This is a genomic window from Streptomyces yaizuensis (assembly GCF_034961445.1).
GTDB classification, from domain to species: domain Bacteria; phylum Actinomycetota; class Actinomycetes; order Streptomycetales; family Streptomycetaceae; genus Streptomyces; species Streptomyces yaizuensis.
On sequence record NZ_BSBI01000001.1, the window covers coordinates 898,939 to 913,181 of the forward strand.

The window sequence follows — 14,243 nt, forward strand, 5'->3', positions numbered from 1 at the left end:
TTCACCCCGCACCCGGGCCGGCGACCCCGGGCCGGCGACCCCGGGCCGGCGACCCCGGGTCGGCGACCCCGGGCCGGATCCCGGCCATCACCCTGCATGGCCAGTGCACCGATCGTGGTCAACTCCGCTGCCGCGGACCGAAGATGAATCCCGTCGTGCGAGACACCGACCGGAGCGCCGCCCCGGAGGGAGGAAGAGGTGGGCCCGTGGACACGGAGGACCGCAGGCACAAGATCCTCGGCGTCGCCCGGCGCGAGGGCATCGTGAACGTCACCGCCGTCGCCCGCACGCTGGGGGTGTCCGCCGAGACCGTACGGCGGGACCTGCGGACCCTGGAAGGGCTCGGGCTGGTCCGTCGCGTACCGGGCGGCGCCCACCCCGTGGAGAGCGCGGGCTTCGAGACCACCCTCGCCACCCGCACCCGCCGCTACGTCCCGCAGAAGACACGGATCGCGGCGGCCGCCGCCGATCTCCTCGGAGCGGCCGAGACGGTCTTCATCGACGAGGGATTCACCCCGCAGCTGATTGCCGAGGCCCTTCCCCGGGACCGCCCGCTGACCGTCGTCACCGCGTCGCTCGCCACCGCGTGCGGCATGGCGGGCCGGGAGAGCACACAGGTGATCCTCCTCGGCGGACGCGTGCGCGGCGGCACGATGGCCACGGTCGACCACTGGGCGACGGCGATGCTCGCCGGACTGGTGATCGACCTCGCGTACATCGGAGCCAACGGCATTTCCCGCGAGTACGGGCTCACCACCCCCGATCCCGCGGTCGGCGAGGTGAAGGCGCAGGCCATCAGGTCGGCCAGACGCCGGGTCCTGTTCGGGATCCACACCAAGTTCGGCGCGGTGAGCTTCTGCCGCTTCGCCGAACCGTCGCAGTTCGAGGCCATCGTCACCGACACCGCGCTGCCCGCGGCGGAGGCCCAGCGCTATGCGCTGCTGGGACCCCAGGTCATCCGGGTGTGACGCCCCTGGCCCGTCCCCGCCACGGCCCCGACACGCCCCCGGCCCGGCCCGAAGCGGGCCCCGGCCGCCACCGCGCCACCCATGCACCCCTCCCCGGCGGGTGACGCCGCGCCATCACCGGGCCGTGGTTGACGAGAAGCGAGATGTACTGCTCAATGGGTTGCATGAGTGCCGATCAGCGCCTGGTCACCCGTGACCACATCGACTTCGGTCGCGTGTGGTCCGCCGCGTGTCGCGCCTGACGCGGCTACGGGCCCTCTGACCCGCCCTTCCCTCCCTCGGCCGCACCGCCGCGGGCCCGGGTCCGCCCTCGCCGGCCCCGCCACCCCACCTGATCGCCCGGTGATTCCCCACCCCCCGGCGCCCTCGTCCGGCGCCACCCGGGGTCGCCCCGCCGTGCCCGGCGCCGCCCACGGCACGGCCCCGGAGAACTTGAGAGAAGGCCATCCCCCATGCCAGTGGAGTTCCTCGGCATCGCCGCCACCAACGACGGATCCGAAACGACCCCGCGCTCCGGCGCCTCGTTCGACAAGGAGTACACGCTCCGGCTCGCCCGCGCCCACGAGGACTTCGGCTGGGATCGGGTGCTGTTCGCCTACGGCTCCGGATCGCCCGACCCCGCACCCGCCGCCGCCTACATCGCGAGCCGGCTGGACCGCCTGGAGATCCTGCTCGCCCACCGGCCCAACGTCTCCTACCCCACCTTCGCCGCGAAGACCTTCGCCACCCTGGACCGGATCAGCGACGGCCGGCTGACCGTGCACTTCATCACCGGCGGCAACGACCACGAACAGGGCCGCGAGGGCGACACCCTCACCAAGGACGAGCGCTACGCCCGCACCCGCGAGTACATCCGGATCGTCAAGAGGATCTGGACCACCCACGAGCCCTTCGACCACGAGGGCGAGCACTACCGCTTCCACGACTTCGTCAGCGACGTCTTCCCGGTCCAGCAGCCCCGGCCGGACGTCTCCTTCGGCGGCTCCTCACCCGCGGCGTACGCGGCAGGGGGCGCCGAAGCCGACATCTACTGCCTGTGGGGCGAGCCCCTGGCCAGGACCGCCGAGCAGATCGAAGCCGTGAAGGCCGCGGCGCGCGCCGCGGGCCGCACCGACACCCCCCGTATCCAGGTGGCGTTCCGCCCGATCATCGCCCCCACCGAGGAACTCGCCTGGGAGAAGGCCCACCGCACCGTGGGTGCGATCAAGGCCCGCAACGGGCGGGGCGCATCGGTCACCGAGCGCCACAACGGGCGCCCCCGGCCCCAGAACACCGGATCGCAGCGGCTGGTCGCCATCGCCGAGGCGGGGGAGCGCTACGACCGCGCCCTGTGGACCCCGACCGCCGCCGCCACCCAGGGCGCGGGCAACTCCAACGCCCTCGTCGGCACCCCGGAGACCGTCGCCCAGGCCCTGCTGGACTACTACGACCTCGGCGTCGACATCCTCTCCGCCCGCGGCTACGACCTGCTGGGCGACGCCATCGACTTTGGCCGGCACGTGATCCCGATCGTCCGCGAGGAGGTCGCCCGGCGCGACGCCGACCGGGCGGCACAGGGCGCACGGACCCCTGCGGCGGTGAACGGATGACCTCCCGCACCCGACCGCCGTCGACGCCGGCCGGCCCCGCGGTCCTCCAGGTGACCGTGTCCGACCCGCGGGCGAGACCCCTGCTGCGCGAACTCGGCGACGAGTACACCGCACGCTACGGCGGGGACGCCCACGCCGAACTCGCCCGCTACCCCGACGAGGAGTTCACCGCGCCCCACGGCGGCGTCCTGCTCCTGCTCCTCGAAGCCGGCGAGCCCGTCGCGGGCGGCGCCTTCCGCCGCTACGACGCGACCACGGCCGAGCTGAAACGGATCTGGACGCACTCCGCCCACCGGCGGCGCGGACTGGCCCGGCGCGTCGTTGCCGAACTGGAGGCCGAGGCGGGCGCCCGCGGCTACCGGCGGATCCGCCTGACCACAGGACCGCGCCAGCCCGAGGCCCGCGGACTCTACCTGAGCACTGGCTACACCCCACTGTTCGACACCGGGGCCGACCCGGAGACCGTCGGCCTCCTGCCCTTCGAGAAGCATCTGCCGGCCGCGGCACACCAGGGCAGGGGGAAGGCCGCCGGCCCGTGAGCGTCCGGGCCGTCGGCCGCGCCCGCATCGCCGCCCCCGCCGCCGCGCCGCTGCCCGTGCCGGTACCGGCCGCACCCGGCCCGGGACCCACCAGCGGCGGTCGCGGGGAACACGGCACCGCCGCGCCGCCGTCCGCCACGCCCTCCCGCCGCGACCCCACCCCCGAACCCCCGCTCCCGAAGGGTCCGCCATGGCCACCGTCCTGTCCGTCTCCGGAAGCCCCTCCGCCACCTCCCGCACCGCCCGCCTCCTGCGCCATCTGGACCGGCGGCTCGCGGCCCGGGGACACGAGGTGATCCCCCTGGATGTCCGCACCCTCCCCGCCGAGGCCCTGCTCGGCGCCGACCCCCGGCACCCGGCGATCGCCGGGGCGAGGGCGCTGTTCGACCGCGCCGACGGAGTCGTCATCGGCACACCCGTCTACAAGGCCGCCTACTCCGGGCTGCTCAAGTCCCTGCTGGACCTGCTGCCGCAGCACGCCCTGGCCGGCAAGACGGTCCTGCCGCTGGCGACCGGCGGGACCACGGCGCACGTCCTGGCCATCGACTACGCCCTGCGCCCGGTCCTCAGCTCCATGGGCGCCACCCACATCGTCCAGGGCCGGTTCACCCTCGACCAGGACATCGCGGTGGACGGCGGCGGCGCCGTGACCCTCGCCCCGGCTGCGGCCGAGGCCCTGGCGCAGGTCGTCGACCAGTTCTCCGAAGCCCTCGGCGGCCGCACGGCCCGCCTGGCGGCCACCGGATGAGACCGAAAGCCGTGCCGCCTACCGCCCGCGTGAGCGGCCCGGACGCCCGCCGGTCCGGGCGCGGAAGACGGGGCTCCCTCTTGACGCGGCCCGCGAGCCGCCGGACACTCCAGAGCAGAATCCCCAGTGGACGGGTAGGACATGACGGAGCGTTGGGAGTTGCCCGCCGACCGTGCCGTGTGCGCGGTGCGGCCGCTTCTTCTCCTCACCTCGCGCCGCCACATCGACCTCCTGCGCGTCTGCAGCGCGGCGAGCCCTCTGCGCTGAGCCGGCGGTGCCCACCGGCACCCCGTCCCCGCCGCGCACGGGTACGCGCGCCCCTCACCCCGCATGCCTCGTCCATGACCTCGCGTGCGCTGCCGCCGTACCCCTGGGAACCAGAAAGCCGGATCCGGATCCAGGGAGACCCATGCCCGCCACACCCCTGACCACTGTGCCGTCCCTCCCCTTCCCGCCCTCGTTCCGGGGCAGGATCGGCGGTGACGCGAGCAGTGGCTACTACGCCGCCGCCCGCCGCTACCGCCTCCACCTCTCACTGTCCTGCCCCCACTGTCTGCGCATCGCCGTCACCCACAGCCTGCTCGGCCTGGGAGAGACCCTCCCGGTGATACTGCTGCCGACCGTGCCCGACAGCCCCGACGGCGGACACCGCGCGCTGCGCCCCCTGTACGAGGCCAGTTCGCACCGGCATCCCGGACCGGCCGCCGCGCCGGTCCTGAGCGACGAATGGACCGGGCGGATCGTCAGCACGCACACCCCGGACATCCTCCGCGACCTGGCCCGGCTCGTCGGGGGCCACGACCCCGACCGGCCCGCCCTCCACCCGCACGGGGCACAGGAGGAGATCGAGGCCGTCGAGCACCTCTGCGAGTACGGTGTCAACGAAGCCGCACAGCACGCCGGGCGGGCCGACGCCGACGCCACGGCGCGCTGGACCGCCCTCAACTCCCTGCTCCGTGCCCTGGGCGCACTGGAGTGGCGCCTGGCCGGGCAGGACTTCATCCTCGGCGACGACCTGACCGCCGCCGACGTGGAGCTGTGGGTGACGCTGGTGCAGCTCGACACCGTGCATCGCCTGCACCTGGACGCCACCGCGGTCCACCGCGTCGCCGACCACCCGCACCTGTGGTCCTACGCACGACGGCTGACCGCCCACCCCGCCTTCGGCCGCAACCTCGACCTGGACGGCATCGCCCGCCGGCACCACGGCCACTGCCGGGGGCTGGAGGCCGCGGGGGCGGCGGTACAGATCCTGGACTGGGCCGGCCAGATCCCCGCCGGGGCCACCGCCCCGCCCTCCCGGCAGCGTCCGGACGGTCCCCCCGAGCCGCCGTACGCCCGCCACCTCCATCCGTCCGCCTCCGCCCGGTCCGCGCGGACATGAGGTCCACCGCGCCGGACCACCGGGCCCCTTCCGGGCAGGGCGGGCCGCCTGGCGTCTGTCCGACGGCGGCGCCCCCCGAGTCCCGTGTGCGGGTCCCGGCCGCCGGGGCCCGCACCGGGCCCGGCCACCTCGCCGCCCGCCACCTCGCCAGGGCCGCGGCCGAGCCGTGGGCCACGGCGCCGGACGAGCACACCGACCAGGCAAGGGGCCGGCCCGACGCGGTTCCCACCGACCATTGAGGAGCTACACCCGATCATGTCCGGCATCCCCCTCGGAGTCCTCGACCTCGTCCCGGTCCCGTCCGGTTCCACCGCCGCGCAGGCACTGCGCAACACCGTCGACCTCGCCCGACAGGCGGAACGATTCGGCTATGCGCGCTACTGGTTCGCCGAGCACCACCTCAACCCCGGCGTGGCCGGGGCCTCACCCGCCGTCGTCCTGGCCCTCACCGCCTCGGCGACCTCCACGATCAGGATCGGATCCGGTGCCGTCCAGCTCGGCCACCGCACCGCCCTGTCCACCGTCGAGGAGTTCGGCCTGATCGACGCCCTGCACCCCGGGCGGCTCGACCTCGGCCTCGGGCGCTCGGGCGGGCGCCCCGCCGGGCCGGGGGCGGGGCCCCGGCCGACCACCACCCCCGTCGTGGACGGGCTGACCCCGGGCGGGCTGAGGATCCCGCCGCGGTTCTCCTTCGAGGGCCTGCTCGGATCGCCCCGCTTCCAGCTCCAGCGGCAGCTGCTGCACCAGCCCGGGGCCCGCCCCCAGGACTACGGCGAGCAGGTCGACGACATCCTCGCGCTCCTGCGCGGCGACTACCGCTCGGCGGACGGGGTCGAAGCCCACGCCGTCCCCGGCGAAGGCGCCGAGGTGCAGGTGTGGATCCTCGGCAGCAGCGGCGGGCAGAGCGCCGGGGTCGCGGGCCGCAACGGCCTGCGCTTCACGGCCAATTACCATGTCAGCCCGGCCACCGTCCTGGAGGCGGCCGAGGGCTACCGCGCCGCGTTCCAGCCGTCCGACCACCTCGACAAGCCCTATGTCAGCGTCTCCGCCGACGTCGTCGTCGCCGAGGACGACGCGACCGCCCGCGAACTGGCCACCGGCTACGGCCCCTGGGTCCGCAGTATCCGCACCGCCGAGGGCGCCATCCCGTTCCCGACCCCCGAGCAGGCCCGCGCCCAGGCATGGACCGACGCGGACCGGGCGCTGGTCGCCGACCGCGTCGACACCCAGTTCGTCGGCTCCCCGGGCCGCGTCGCCGACCGGCTCGAACAGCTGCGGGAGGCCACCGCGGCCGACGAGCTGATCGTCACCACCATCACCCATGACCACGCCGACCGGGTGCGTTCCTACCGGCTCCTCGCCGAGGAGTGGCAGCGCCGGTGACCCGTTCCGCGTGACACCGCCCCGGCCCCGCACCGGGAGCGGTGACCATGCGTCAGATTCCGCTGCGTCAGATTCCGCCGCGTCAGGTCCCGCTGCCTCAGGTCTCGCTGGTCGAGGCCCGCACGACGAGCTGCGGAGGGAAGCGTTCGACCCGCTCGGCCCGTTCGCGCCCCGGCGCCTGAAGCAGCGTCAGCCCGCGTTCGGCCATGGCGGACAGCGGATGGCGGACGGAGGTGATGGGCGGGTCGAGGAGCTTGAGCATCTCCGTGTCGTCGAACCCGGTGACGGCGATCTGCCCGGGTACGGCCACCCGTGAACGGTGCAGCGTGCTCACGAGCCCCACGGCGAGGACATCCGCCCCGCAGACGACCGCGTCGACCCGGTCGCGCTGTTCGATGATGCGGCGCGCCGCCGTCCGTCCCGCGTCGGTGGTGAAATCGGGCAGGAGGATGGTGGTGGCGTCGGGGCCCTGCGCCTCGGTGAAGGCCGCCAGCCGTTCGGCGCCCGAGGAGGACGCCTGATCGGCGACGAGAGCGATCCGGTGCCTGCCGATGCCCTCCAGATGGTCCACGAGAAGGCCGACCGCGGAAGCGTTGTCGAGCGTGACGGCGACGGTGCCGGACCCCTTGGCCCACCGGTCGAAGAGGACGATGGGACGACGCCTGGCGGCATCGCGTATCGCCGGCCCGGACGCGTCCGCCGACACGGGGACGACGAACAGGCCGTCCACCCGGCCGCTGAGCAGGGTGTCGATCTGCTCGGCCTCGATCGCGGTGTCGTTGGCCGCGTCGGAGACCACGAGCGTGCCGCCCGCCGCGCGCACCTGCTGGGCGATGGCGTCGGCGAGTTGGACGAAATAGGGGTTGGCGAGCGTGGGCACGATGACGCCGATGGTGCCGGTCGCGCCGGTGCGCAGGGCCCGCGCCGAGTGGTTGGGCTGGTAGCCGAGCCGCTGCGCGGCCTCTTCGACGCGGCGCGCGAGGTCGGGATCGACATTGCGCTGCGTGCCGGCGAGCACCCGTGATGCCGTCGCGCGGGAGACGCCGGCGGCCTCGGCCACATCGATGAGTCGGGGCGCTGTCACGTAGGTGTCCTTGTCGGTCGGTGGGCGGGTGCGCCACGGCGCCGGGGCGATCGGGCACGACGAGGCTACTTGACGGGGAGGGTGCGCTGGTACAGCATGTCGGAAATCGATCTCCCAGGGGGTTCGCATGGCGCTCGTCACCGTCGTCGGTTCCGTGAACCGCGACCTCGTCCTGACCGTCCCGGCCCTGCCGGGCCGCGGTGAGACCGTGCTCGCGCGGCACTTCACGGAGGGGATCGGCGGCAAGGGCGCCAACCAGGCCGTCGCGGCGGCCCGCCTCGGATCGCGGGTGCGGCTCGTCGCCAGGGTCGGCGCCGACGCGGCCGCCATCCTGGACGCGCTCGCGGTCGAAGGCGTGGACATCGGGGCGGTTTCTCCGGACGAGCGGGCCACGACCGGAATCGCCGCGGTAGTGGTCGACGAGCGGGGTGAGAACACCATCGTCGTGAACCTGGGGGCCAATGCCGGCCTCGCCGTCCAGGACCTGCCGTCCCGGCTGGTCCGGTCCCCCGGGGAGGTCGTCCTCGTCCAGAACGAGATCCCGCCCGACGTGGTCGAACAGGCCGTCCTGCGCGCCCGTGAACAGGGCGGGGTCGTCGTCCTCAACCCCGCCCCCGCCCGCCCGGCCGACACCCGGGCACTGGCCGCCGTCGACGTCCTCGTCCCCAACCTCGGCGAACTCGCCGCACTCCTCGGCACCGACCGGCCCGCCACCGTCGAGGACGCGAGAGCGCTGCTGGGACGGGTCGCGCTCCCGTGCCGGGCCGTCGTGGTGACGCTCGGGGCGGACGGCGCCGTCCTGAAGGAGGCGGACAGCGCCACCACCACGCACATCCCCGCGCCGGTGGTGGACGCCGTCGACACCGTGGGCGCCGGCGACACCTTCTGCGGCGCCCTCGCGGACGCGCTCGGGCGCGGCACCGGCCTCCGGTCCGCGGTCCGGCGTGCCGTGCGCGCGGCGTCGCTCGCCACCACCGGCTTCGGCGCGCAGACCGCCATGCCGTACGCGGCCCAGCTCGACGTACCCGCGCTCCCCTCCGCTCCCTGACCTCCCTCGGGTCAACCACCAGCACTACGGAGAACCACCCATGAAGAACCTCAAGATCGGCGTGTTCGAGAACGCGCAGACCAACGCGAGCGGCACGGCCACCTGGCGGCACCCCGACAGCCGGCGGCATCTCTTCGACACCCTGGAGTACTGGCGCGATCTCGCCGCTGTCTGCGAGGACGCCAAGCTGGACTTCCTGTTCCTCGCCGACGCCTGGGGCTGGTCCGAGATCGACGGCACCCGCCCGCCCATAGCCACGGAGGAGACCCTCGACCTCCCGCGGCTCGATCCGGTGGTCGTGGCGTCCGCCCTGCTGTCCACGACGACCGACCTGGGCCTGGTCATGACGGGCTCGGCCCTCGTGGAACCCCCGTACGCGTTCGCGCGCCGCATGGCCACGCTCGACCAGCTCTCCGGTGGCCGCATCGGCTGGAACATCGTGACGACCGGCACGGCCGACACCGCGGTCAAGGCGTTCGGCATGGAGATGGTGGCCCACGACGAGCGCTACCGGATGGCCGAGGACTTCCTCGAAGTCGTCTACAAGTACTGGGAAGGGGCCTGGGAGCCGGACGCGCTGGAGAAGGACAAGGACGGCAGGTTCGCCGACCCCGCCAAGGTGCACCTGGTGACGCACAAGGGCCCGTTCTTCCGCTCGGAGGGGTACGGCAACACCGCGCGTTCCCCGCAGGGCACTCCCGTCCTGTTCCAGGCGGGGGCCTCACCCGCCGGCCGCCGGGTCGGCGGCCGGCACGGCGAGTGCATGTTCATCGGGAGCGGTTCGGCCGAGCAGCTCGCCGGGCACACCGCCGCCATCCGCGCGGAGGCGGTCACCGCGGGGCGCCGGGCCGACGACGTGAAGGTGATGTCGGCGTTCTCCTGTGTCATCGGCGCGACGACCTCCGACGCGGAGCGGCGCTATCAGCGGATCCTCGACGCCCAGCGGTCCGAGGTGACCGTCGCCAGCTATGCCATGTTCACCGGGCTCGACCTTTCGTCCTACGCGCCCGAGACGCCCATGACGGCCCTGTCCACCGAGCTGTCGCAGACCCAGGTGGCCCGCTTCGCCGGCCGGACGGTCGGCGACGTCCTCGCCGACTGGCACACCCACGGCGTCGGAGCGCGGCCCGTCGTCGGCACGGCCGAGGAGATCGCCGATGAGATCTGCGCGCTCGCGGAGGGCGCCGACCTCGATGGATTCCTGCTGTCCCCGACGGTCCAGCCCGTCTCCACGACGGAGTTCGTGGAGTCGGTCCTGCCGATCCTGCGGGCGCGCGGCGTCTTCCGCGGGGAGTACGCCGAGGGCGAGAGCCTGCGCGAGCGGCTCACCGGGGCGTCCGACCCCGCGCTGCCCGCCAGCCACCCCGCGGCACGCTTCCGGCACTGAGCACAGAACGCGCGACGAGAGGATGTCGAAGACCATGGCCACGTCTGCCCACCACCTGTCCGGGGCGTCCGTGCCGGCGGAACTGGACGCGGCGACGCTGCGACGGGCGTTCGGGGCCTACCCGACCGGTGTCGTCGCGATCGGCGCGCTGCGCGGTGACGAGCCGGTCGGGTTCGCGGCGAGTTCGTTCGTCTCGATCTCGCTCCAACCGCCCATGGCCGCCGTCAGCGTGGCCCGGACCTCGACCACCTGGCCGCGCCTGGCCGGGGCACCCGTTCTGGGGCTGAGCGTGCTCAGCCATGGTCAGGGCGCGCTCTGCCGGCGTCTGGCGTCCCGGGAGGTGAATCGTTTCGACGGCGTCGGGTGGCGGTCGACGCCCGAGGGCGCCGTCCTCATCGAGGACGCCGCGCTCTGGCTCACGGCCCGGGTGAGCGCGACGTACGACGGCGGCGATCACGAGATCGTGCTGATGGAACTGCTGACGGCCCAGCTGTTCTCCGGGGTCGAGCCGCTCGTCTTCCACACCAGCCAGTTCCGCGAGCTCATCCCCCATGGATGACACCCCGGCGGTCCACGCGCACCTCACGGGCACGGTGGTGCACGGCGCCGGCCGGGGCCGTGCGCTCGGGTTCCCCACCGCGAACCTCGCGGCCGACCCCGGTTCGCGGATTCCGCCGTCCGCCATCTACAGCGGCTGGGTCGTACGCCACTCGACTGGCGTCGTCCACCGCGGAACGATCAGTATCGGCTCGAACCCGACCTTCTGCGACACGGCGGACGTCCATGTCGAGGTCTACTGCCACGACACGTCGGACGAGTTCTACGGCGAGCGCGTCGGTGTGTGGTTCGTGGCCCGGATCCGGGCCACGGTGAAGTTCGCGTCACCAAAGGACCTGGTACGCGCCGCCCGGCAGGACGTCCTGCGGTCGGAGGCACTGCTGGCCTCCGACCACGGACGCCGGGTCCTCACCGGCGCCCTCGGCACCCCCGGGAAGACCCTCTCCCGGTAGGTATCACTCCGCACGGACTCGGCCCGCACTGCCGAACTCCCCGTGTCACGACCGGCCCGGTCCGGACCGGCAACCCCCCACTCCCAGCCTTGCTCCGAACGAACAAAGGTGTGAGTCATGAGTGCATTCGCCTGGCTGAATGAGCAGTTCAGCTTCTTCGGCTTCCCCGTCTACTGGTCCGACTTCCTCGGCAACATCCTGGCACTCGCCACCGTGTGGCTGGCACTGAGACGCTCGCTCGTGGCCTGGCCGGTGCAGATCCTCGGCTCGGTGCTCCTGCTGATCGCGAGCCTGAACGTCGACCTCGGAGGCAACGCCGCCCGGCAGATTGTGATCATAGCATCGGCCTCGTGGGGCTGGGCGACCTGGCGGCGCAGCCGGGAGAAGGAAGGCGCGATCAACGTCCGCTGGGCATCGTGGCGGGAGCGCACCGTCCTGCTCGTCGCCATGGTCGCCGGGACCTTCGCCTTCGGCGCCCTGCTCAAGACGACCGAGGCGTCGTTCTACCCGGGTGCTCCCTGGTGGATGGTCCTCGCGGACGCCTGGATCTTCGTCGGCTCGATCCTGGCGATGTACTCCCAGGCCCGGCGGTACGTGGAGTTCTGGTTCGCCTGGCTGGCCGTCGACCTCGTCGGGGTGCCCCTCGCCATCCACTCCGAGCTGTACTTCTCCGGGATCGTCTACGCGATCTTCTTCGTCATGGTGATCATCGGGATCCGCGACTGGTCGTCCCACAGCAAGGGCCAGGAGATCGCCTCGCCGCTGGAACCGGCTGTCGTCCTGGAGAGCAGGAACGATTCTTCACCGGTCACGGAGGCGTACGCCCCCCGGCCGGGCACGGAGAAGGCGGGCGGGTCCGGAGCCGTCGACTGACCGGTGGGCCCGGAGCCGTCGACTGGCCGGTGGGTTTGGACGGCCCTGCCCAAAGGTGTCGCCCCTGGGGTGCGACGCCGATGGGGAGGGCGCCGCCCGGTCCCCGGCGGCCCACCCCCTACCCGTAGTACTTCGGAGCCAGGCCGAAAGCTCACTCCCGGGCGGGATGCCGACGACGACATGTGGTCCATAGCTTCGGTGCCGCAAGTACAACCGGCCTCCGGCAGCAAAGGACCCGTCCGTCATGGAGCCCCGCCGCCCCCGCCCGAGCCCCCTGCGGCACGCCCTGCCGTCCGCACCCGTCGGCGCCAGGGTGTTCCGGGTGGTGCCGTCCGCCGGCCGTCACCGGGAGAGGCGTCATGCGTGAACTGATCAGAAGGATCGAATCCGCCACCCCTCCCGATCGCGACCGCGCCGCCGACGCGCTGCGCGCCCTGGCCGTCCTGGGCGTGGTGCTCGGCCACTGGCTGGTGACCGCGCTCGTCCTGGACAGCGGTGTCCTGCGCGGCGGCAGCCCGCTCCAGCACCTGCCCGCGTTCACGCCGGTCTCCTGGGCGTTCCAGACACTCGCGGTCTTCTTCCTGGTGAGCGGGCGGATGGGCGCGAGGAGTCATTCCGCCGCCCGCGCCCGGGGCGCGACGTACCGGCAGTGGCTCGGCACCCGCCTGATGCGGCTGTTCCGGCCGGTCGCCGTGCTCCTGGCGGTGTGGACGGTGGCGGTGGTCGTGATGCTCGCCCAGGGCGTGGACGGGACGACCCTGTACACCCTGGGCAAACGGGTGCTGTCCCCGCTCTGGTTCCTGCTCGTCCTCGCGGGCCTGACGGCGGCGACGCCGCTGGTCGCGAAGGTGCACCCGCTGTGGCCTTTCGCCGTCGTGCTGAACGTCGACCTGATCCGATTCGGCCTGCACGGGCCCGACTGGCTCAACTCGGTGAACATAGCGGCCGGTTGGCTGGTTCCGTACTGCCTCGGCGCGGCCTGGGCCCGAGGCGGCCTGCAAAGCCGTGCGACCGGCTGGACGCTGCTGTCCGGCGGTACCGCCCTCACCGCCGGACTCGTCCTCCTGGCCGGCTACCCCGCGTCGATGGTCGGGGTGCCCGGCCAGGAGATATCCAACCTGGACCCGCCCACCCTCGCCGTTGTCTCCTTCGGTCTCGCCCAGTGCGGCGCGGCCCTGCTGCTGCTCGGCCCCCTGCGGCGGGTCCTCGCGCGGCCCGCCGTCTGGGCCGTGGTGGCGCTGGTCGGGCTCGCCTCGATGACCGTATTCCTCTGGCACCAGACGGCGATGATGACGGTCACCGCGCTCGGCCTGCTCGCCGGCGAGCCCCTGCCCGGCCTGCACACCGCGCCCGACAGCGCGGCCTGGGTACTCGCCAGGCTGGCCTGGCTGCCCGCGTTCGCCGTCGCGCTCCTCGTCTGCTGGGCCGCGTTCCACACGTACGAACACGGGCGGCGGCAGGGCCTGGCGGGCCCTGCGTACGTTCGAGTGGTCTCTGGGAAGCCGGGCCCCTGAGAGGTGGCGGCACGGCGGGCACGTCACTACGTTGACCGCCATATCCCATATCGACCTGAATGGTGATAAGTGCGAAGAATGTGGACAGGAGTCGGAGCAGCGCTCGCGCTCGCCGCCGGAGCGGTCGTCTGGGGCGCCATGACGTACGCGGACCCGGCCTCGGACGACGCCGCGCCCGGCCGCGTAAAGAACGACCGGCTCAGGACCGACGCCTTGTTGCACTCCGGCCTGTTGCAGGTCCGCCACCAGGACATCCCCAATGCCAAGGCCACCTTCAGACGCGTCCTGGCCCTGGACCCGGAGAACAAGTTCGCCTGGTACAACCTCGGTGTCCTCGCCCAGAACGAGGGCCACCGGGCCGACGCCCACCACGCCTATGACGCGGCCCTGAAGAGCGACGCGTCGTACACCTCGGCACTCTTCAACAAGGCGCTGCTGCTGGAGACGAGCGACCCCGACGCGGCGCTCACGCTCCTGCGGCGGGCCGTCGCCGCCGATCCGAAGGCGTCCACCGCCCACTTCCACATCGGCGCGACGCTGGCCCGGAAGGGCCGGGACGAGCAGGCGCGGGACGCCTACCGCCGGGCCGTCGGGCTCGACCCCTCCCTGCGCCCCCGGGTGCCGGAGGCCTACCGGGACTCCGTCGCCCCCAGCCCCTCGTCCGACGAGAGCACCGAAGCCGCCGTGAACTCCGAGACCCCCGGCAGGTAACCGCA

Annotated in this window: 15 protein-coding genes; 14 read left to right on the forward strand and 1 reads right to left on the reverse strand. The window is 73.2% G+C overall.

What is annotated here, in order from left to right; all coding sequences use genetic code 11:
• The first annotated feature begins 206 nt into the window (after window positions 1-206).
• From SYYSPA8_RS03295 to SYYSPA8_RS03325, 7 genes are all read left to right on the forward strand, one after another.
• On the forward strand, window positions 207-968 hold the full coding sequence (locus tag SYYSPA8_RS03295) for a DeoR/GlpR family DNA-binding transcription regulator (RefSeq protein WP_323445357.1): 762 nt from the start codon (window positions 207-209) through the stop codon (window positions 966-968).
• A gap of 452 nt (window positions 969-1,420) precedes the next feature.
• Window positions 1,421-2,557 carry an LLM class flavin-dependent oxidoreductase gene (locus SYYSPA8_RS03300; RefSeq protein ID WP_323445358.1) on the forward strand — a complete coding sequence of 379 codons (1,137 nt, stop codon included), beginning with the start codon at window positions 1,421-1,423 and terminating at the stop codon, window positions 2,555-2,557.
• Window positions 2,554-3,096, forward strand: a complete 543-nt coding sequence (locus tag SYYSPA8_RS03305; RefSeq protein ID WP_323445359.1) for a GNAT family N-acetyltransferase — start codon at window positions 2,554-2,556, stop codon at window positions 3,094-3,096. The genes SYYSPA8_RS03300 and SYYSPA8_RS03305 overlap by 4 nt, the downstream gene beginning before the upstream one ends.
• 190 nt (window positions 3,097-3,286) lie before the next feature.
• Window positions 3,287-3,844, forward strand: a complete 558-nt coding sequence (ssuE, locus tag SYYSPA8_RS03310) for an NADPH-dependent FMN reductase (RefSeq protein WP_323445360.1) — start codon at window positions 3,287-3,289, stop codon at window positions 3,842-3,844.
• A gap of 141 nt (window positions 3,845-3,985) precedes the next feature.
• On the forward strand, window positions 3,986-4,111 hold the full coding sequence (locus SYYSPA8_RS03315) for a hypothetical protein (protein WP_323445361.1): 126 nt from the start codon (window positions 3,986-3,988) through the stop codon (window positions 4,109-4,111).
• 142 nt (window positions 4,112-4,253) lie between these two features.
• Complete coding sequence (locus SYYSPA8_RS03320) at window positions 4,254-5,228, forward strand: glutathione S-transferase C-terminal domain-containing protein (protein ID WP_323445362.1); 975 nt, start codon at window positions 4,254-4,256, stop codon at window positions 5,226-5,228.
• 255 nt (window positions 5,229-5,483) lie between these two features.
• Window positions 5,484-6,611, forward strand: a complete 1,128-nt coding sequence (locus tag SYYSPA8_RS03325) for an LLM class flavin-dependent oxidoreductase (RefSeq protein WP_323445363.1) — start codon at window positions 5,484-5,486, stop codon at window positions 6,609-6,611.
• A 97-nt stretch (window positions 6,612-6,708) separates the two neighbouring features.
• On the opposite strand, the gene SYYSPA8_RS03330 is transcribed toward SYYSPA8_RS03325, so the two are convergent.
• Window positions 6,709-7,695 carry a LacI family DNA-binding transcriptional regulator gene (locus SYYSPA8_RS03330; RefSeq protein WP_323445364.1) on the reverse strand — a complete coding sequence of 329 codons (987 nt, stop codon included), beginning with the start codon at window positions 7,693-7,695 and terminating at the stop codon, window positions 6,709-6,711.
• 127 nt (window positions 7,696-7,822) lie between these two features.
• On the opposite strand from SYYSPA8_RS03330, the gene SYYSPA8_RS03335 reads away from it, so the two are divergent.
• From SYYSPA8_RS03335 to SYYSPA8_RS03365, 7 genes are all read left to right on the forward strand, one after another.
• Window positions 7,823-8,743, forward strand: a complete 921-nt coding sequence (locus SYYSPA8_RS03335) for a ribokinase (RefSeq protein ID WP_323445365.1) — start codon at window positions 7,823-7,825, stop codon at window positions 8,741-8,743.
• A 40-nt stretch (window positions 8,744-8,783) separates the two neighbouring features.
• A complete protein-coding gene (locus tag SYYSPA8_RS03340) occupies window positions 8,784-10,130 on the forward strand; it encodes an NtaA/DmoA family FMN-dependent monooxygenase (protein WP_323445366.1) in 1,347 nt (448 codons plus the stop codon).
• A 34-nt stretch (window positions 10,131-10,164) separates the two neighbouring features.
• Window positions 10,165-10,689, forward strand: coding sequence for a flavin reductase family protein (locus SYYSPA8_RS03345; RefSeq protein WP_323445367.1), 525 nt, complete (start codon window positions 10,165-10,167; stop codon window positions 10,687-10,689).
• Window positions 10,682-11,140 carry a riboflavin kinase gene (locus SYYSPA8_RS03350; protein WP_323445368.1) on the forward strand — a complete coding sequence of 153 codons (459 nt, stop codon included), beginning with the start codon at window positions 10,682-10,684 and terminating at the stop codon, window positions 11,138-11,140. Before SYYSPA8_RS03345 ends, SYYSPA8_RS03350 begins: the two co-directional genes overlap by 8 nt.
• Window positions 11,141-11,257: 117 nt before the next feature.
• Complete coding sequence (locus tag SYYSPA8_RS03355; protein ID WP_323445369.1) at window positions 11,258-12,013, forward strand: nicotinamide mononucleotide transporter family protein; 756 nt, start codon at window positions 11,258-11,260, stop codon at window positions 12,011-12,013.
• 359 nt (window positions 12,014-12,372) lie between these two features.
• Window positions 12,373-13,527, forward strand: coding sequence for an acyltransferase family protein (locus SYYSPA8_RS03360; RefSeq protein WP_323445370.1), 1,155 nt, complete (start codon window positions 12,373-12,375; stop codon window positions 13,525-13,527).
• 78 nt (window positions 13,528-13,605) lie between these two features.
• A complete protein-coding gene (locus SYYSPA8_RS03365) occupies window positions 13,606-14,238 on the forward strand; it encodes a tetratricopeptide repeat protein (RefSeq protein WP_323445371.1) in 633 nt (210 codons plus the stop codon).
• Window positions 14,239-14,243: the final 5 nt, after the last annotated feature.

Coding starts and splice junctions, on each gene's coding strand:
- SYYSPA8_RS03305 (WP_323445359.1), top strand. CDS start 2,554: ATGACCTCCCGCACCCGACCGCCGTCGACGCCGGCCGGCCCCGCGGTC.
- SYYSPA8_RS03320 (WP_323445362.1), top strand. CDS start 4,254: ATGCCCGCCACACCCCTGACCACTGTGCCGTCCCTCCCCTTCCCGCCC.
- SYYSPA8_RS03300 (WP_323445358.1), top strand. CDS start 1,421: ATGCCAGTGGAGTTCCTCGGCATCGCCGCCACCAACGACGGATCCGAA.
- SYYSPA8_RS03315 (WP_323445361.1), top strand. CDS start 3,986: ATGACGGAGCGTTGGGAGTTGCCCGCCGACCGTGCCGTGTGCGCGGTG.
- SYYSPA8_RS03335 (WP_323445365.1), top strand. CDS start 7,823: ATGGCGCTCGTCACCGTCGTCGGTTCCGTGAACCGCGACCTCGTCCTG.
- SYYSPA8_RS03325 (WP_323445363.1), top strand. CDS start 5,484: ATGTCCGGCATCCCCCTCGGAGTCCTCGACCTCGTCCCGGTCCCGTCC.
- ssuE (WP_323445360.1), top strand. CDS start 3,287: ATGGCCACCGTCCTGTCCGTCTCCGGAAGCCCCTCCGCCACCTCCCGC.
- SYYSPA8_RS03345 (WP_323445367.1), top strand. CDS start 10,165: ATGGCCACGTCTGCCCACCACCTGTCCGGGGCGTCCGTGCCGGCGGAA.
- SYYSPA8_RS03350 (WP_323445368.1), top strand. CDS start 10,682: ATGGATGACACCCCGGCGGTCCACGCGCACCTCACGGGCACGGTGGTG.
- SYYSPA8_RS03365 (WP_323445371.1), top strand. CDS start 13,606: ATGTGGACAGGAGTCGGAGCAGCGCTCGCGCTCGCCGCCGGAGCGGTC.
- SYYSPA8_RS03340 (WP_323445366.1), top strand. CDS start 8,784: ATGAAGAACCTCAAGATCGGCGTGTTCGAGAACGCGCAGACCAACGCG.
- SYYSPA8_RS03360 (WP_323445370.1), top strand. CDS start 12,373: ATGCGTGAACTGATCAGAAGGATCGAATCCGCCACCCCTCCCGATCGC.
- SYYSPA8_RS03355 (WP_323445369.1), top strand. CDS start 11,258: ATGAGTGCATTCGCCTGGCTGAATGAGCAGTTCAGCTTCTTCGGCTTC.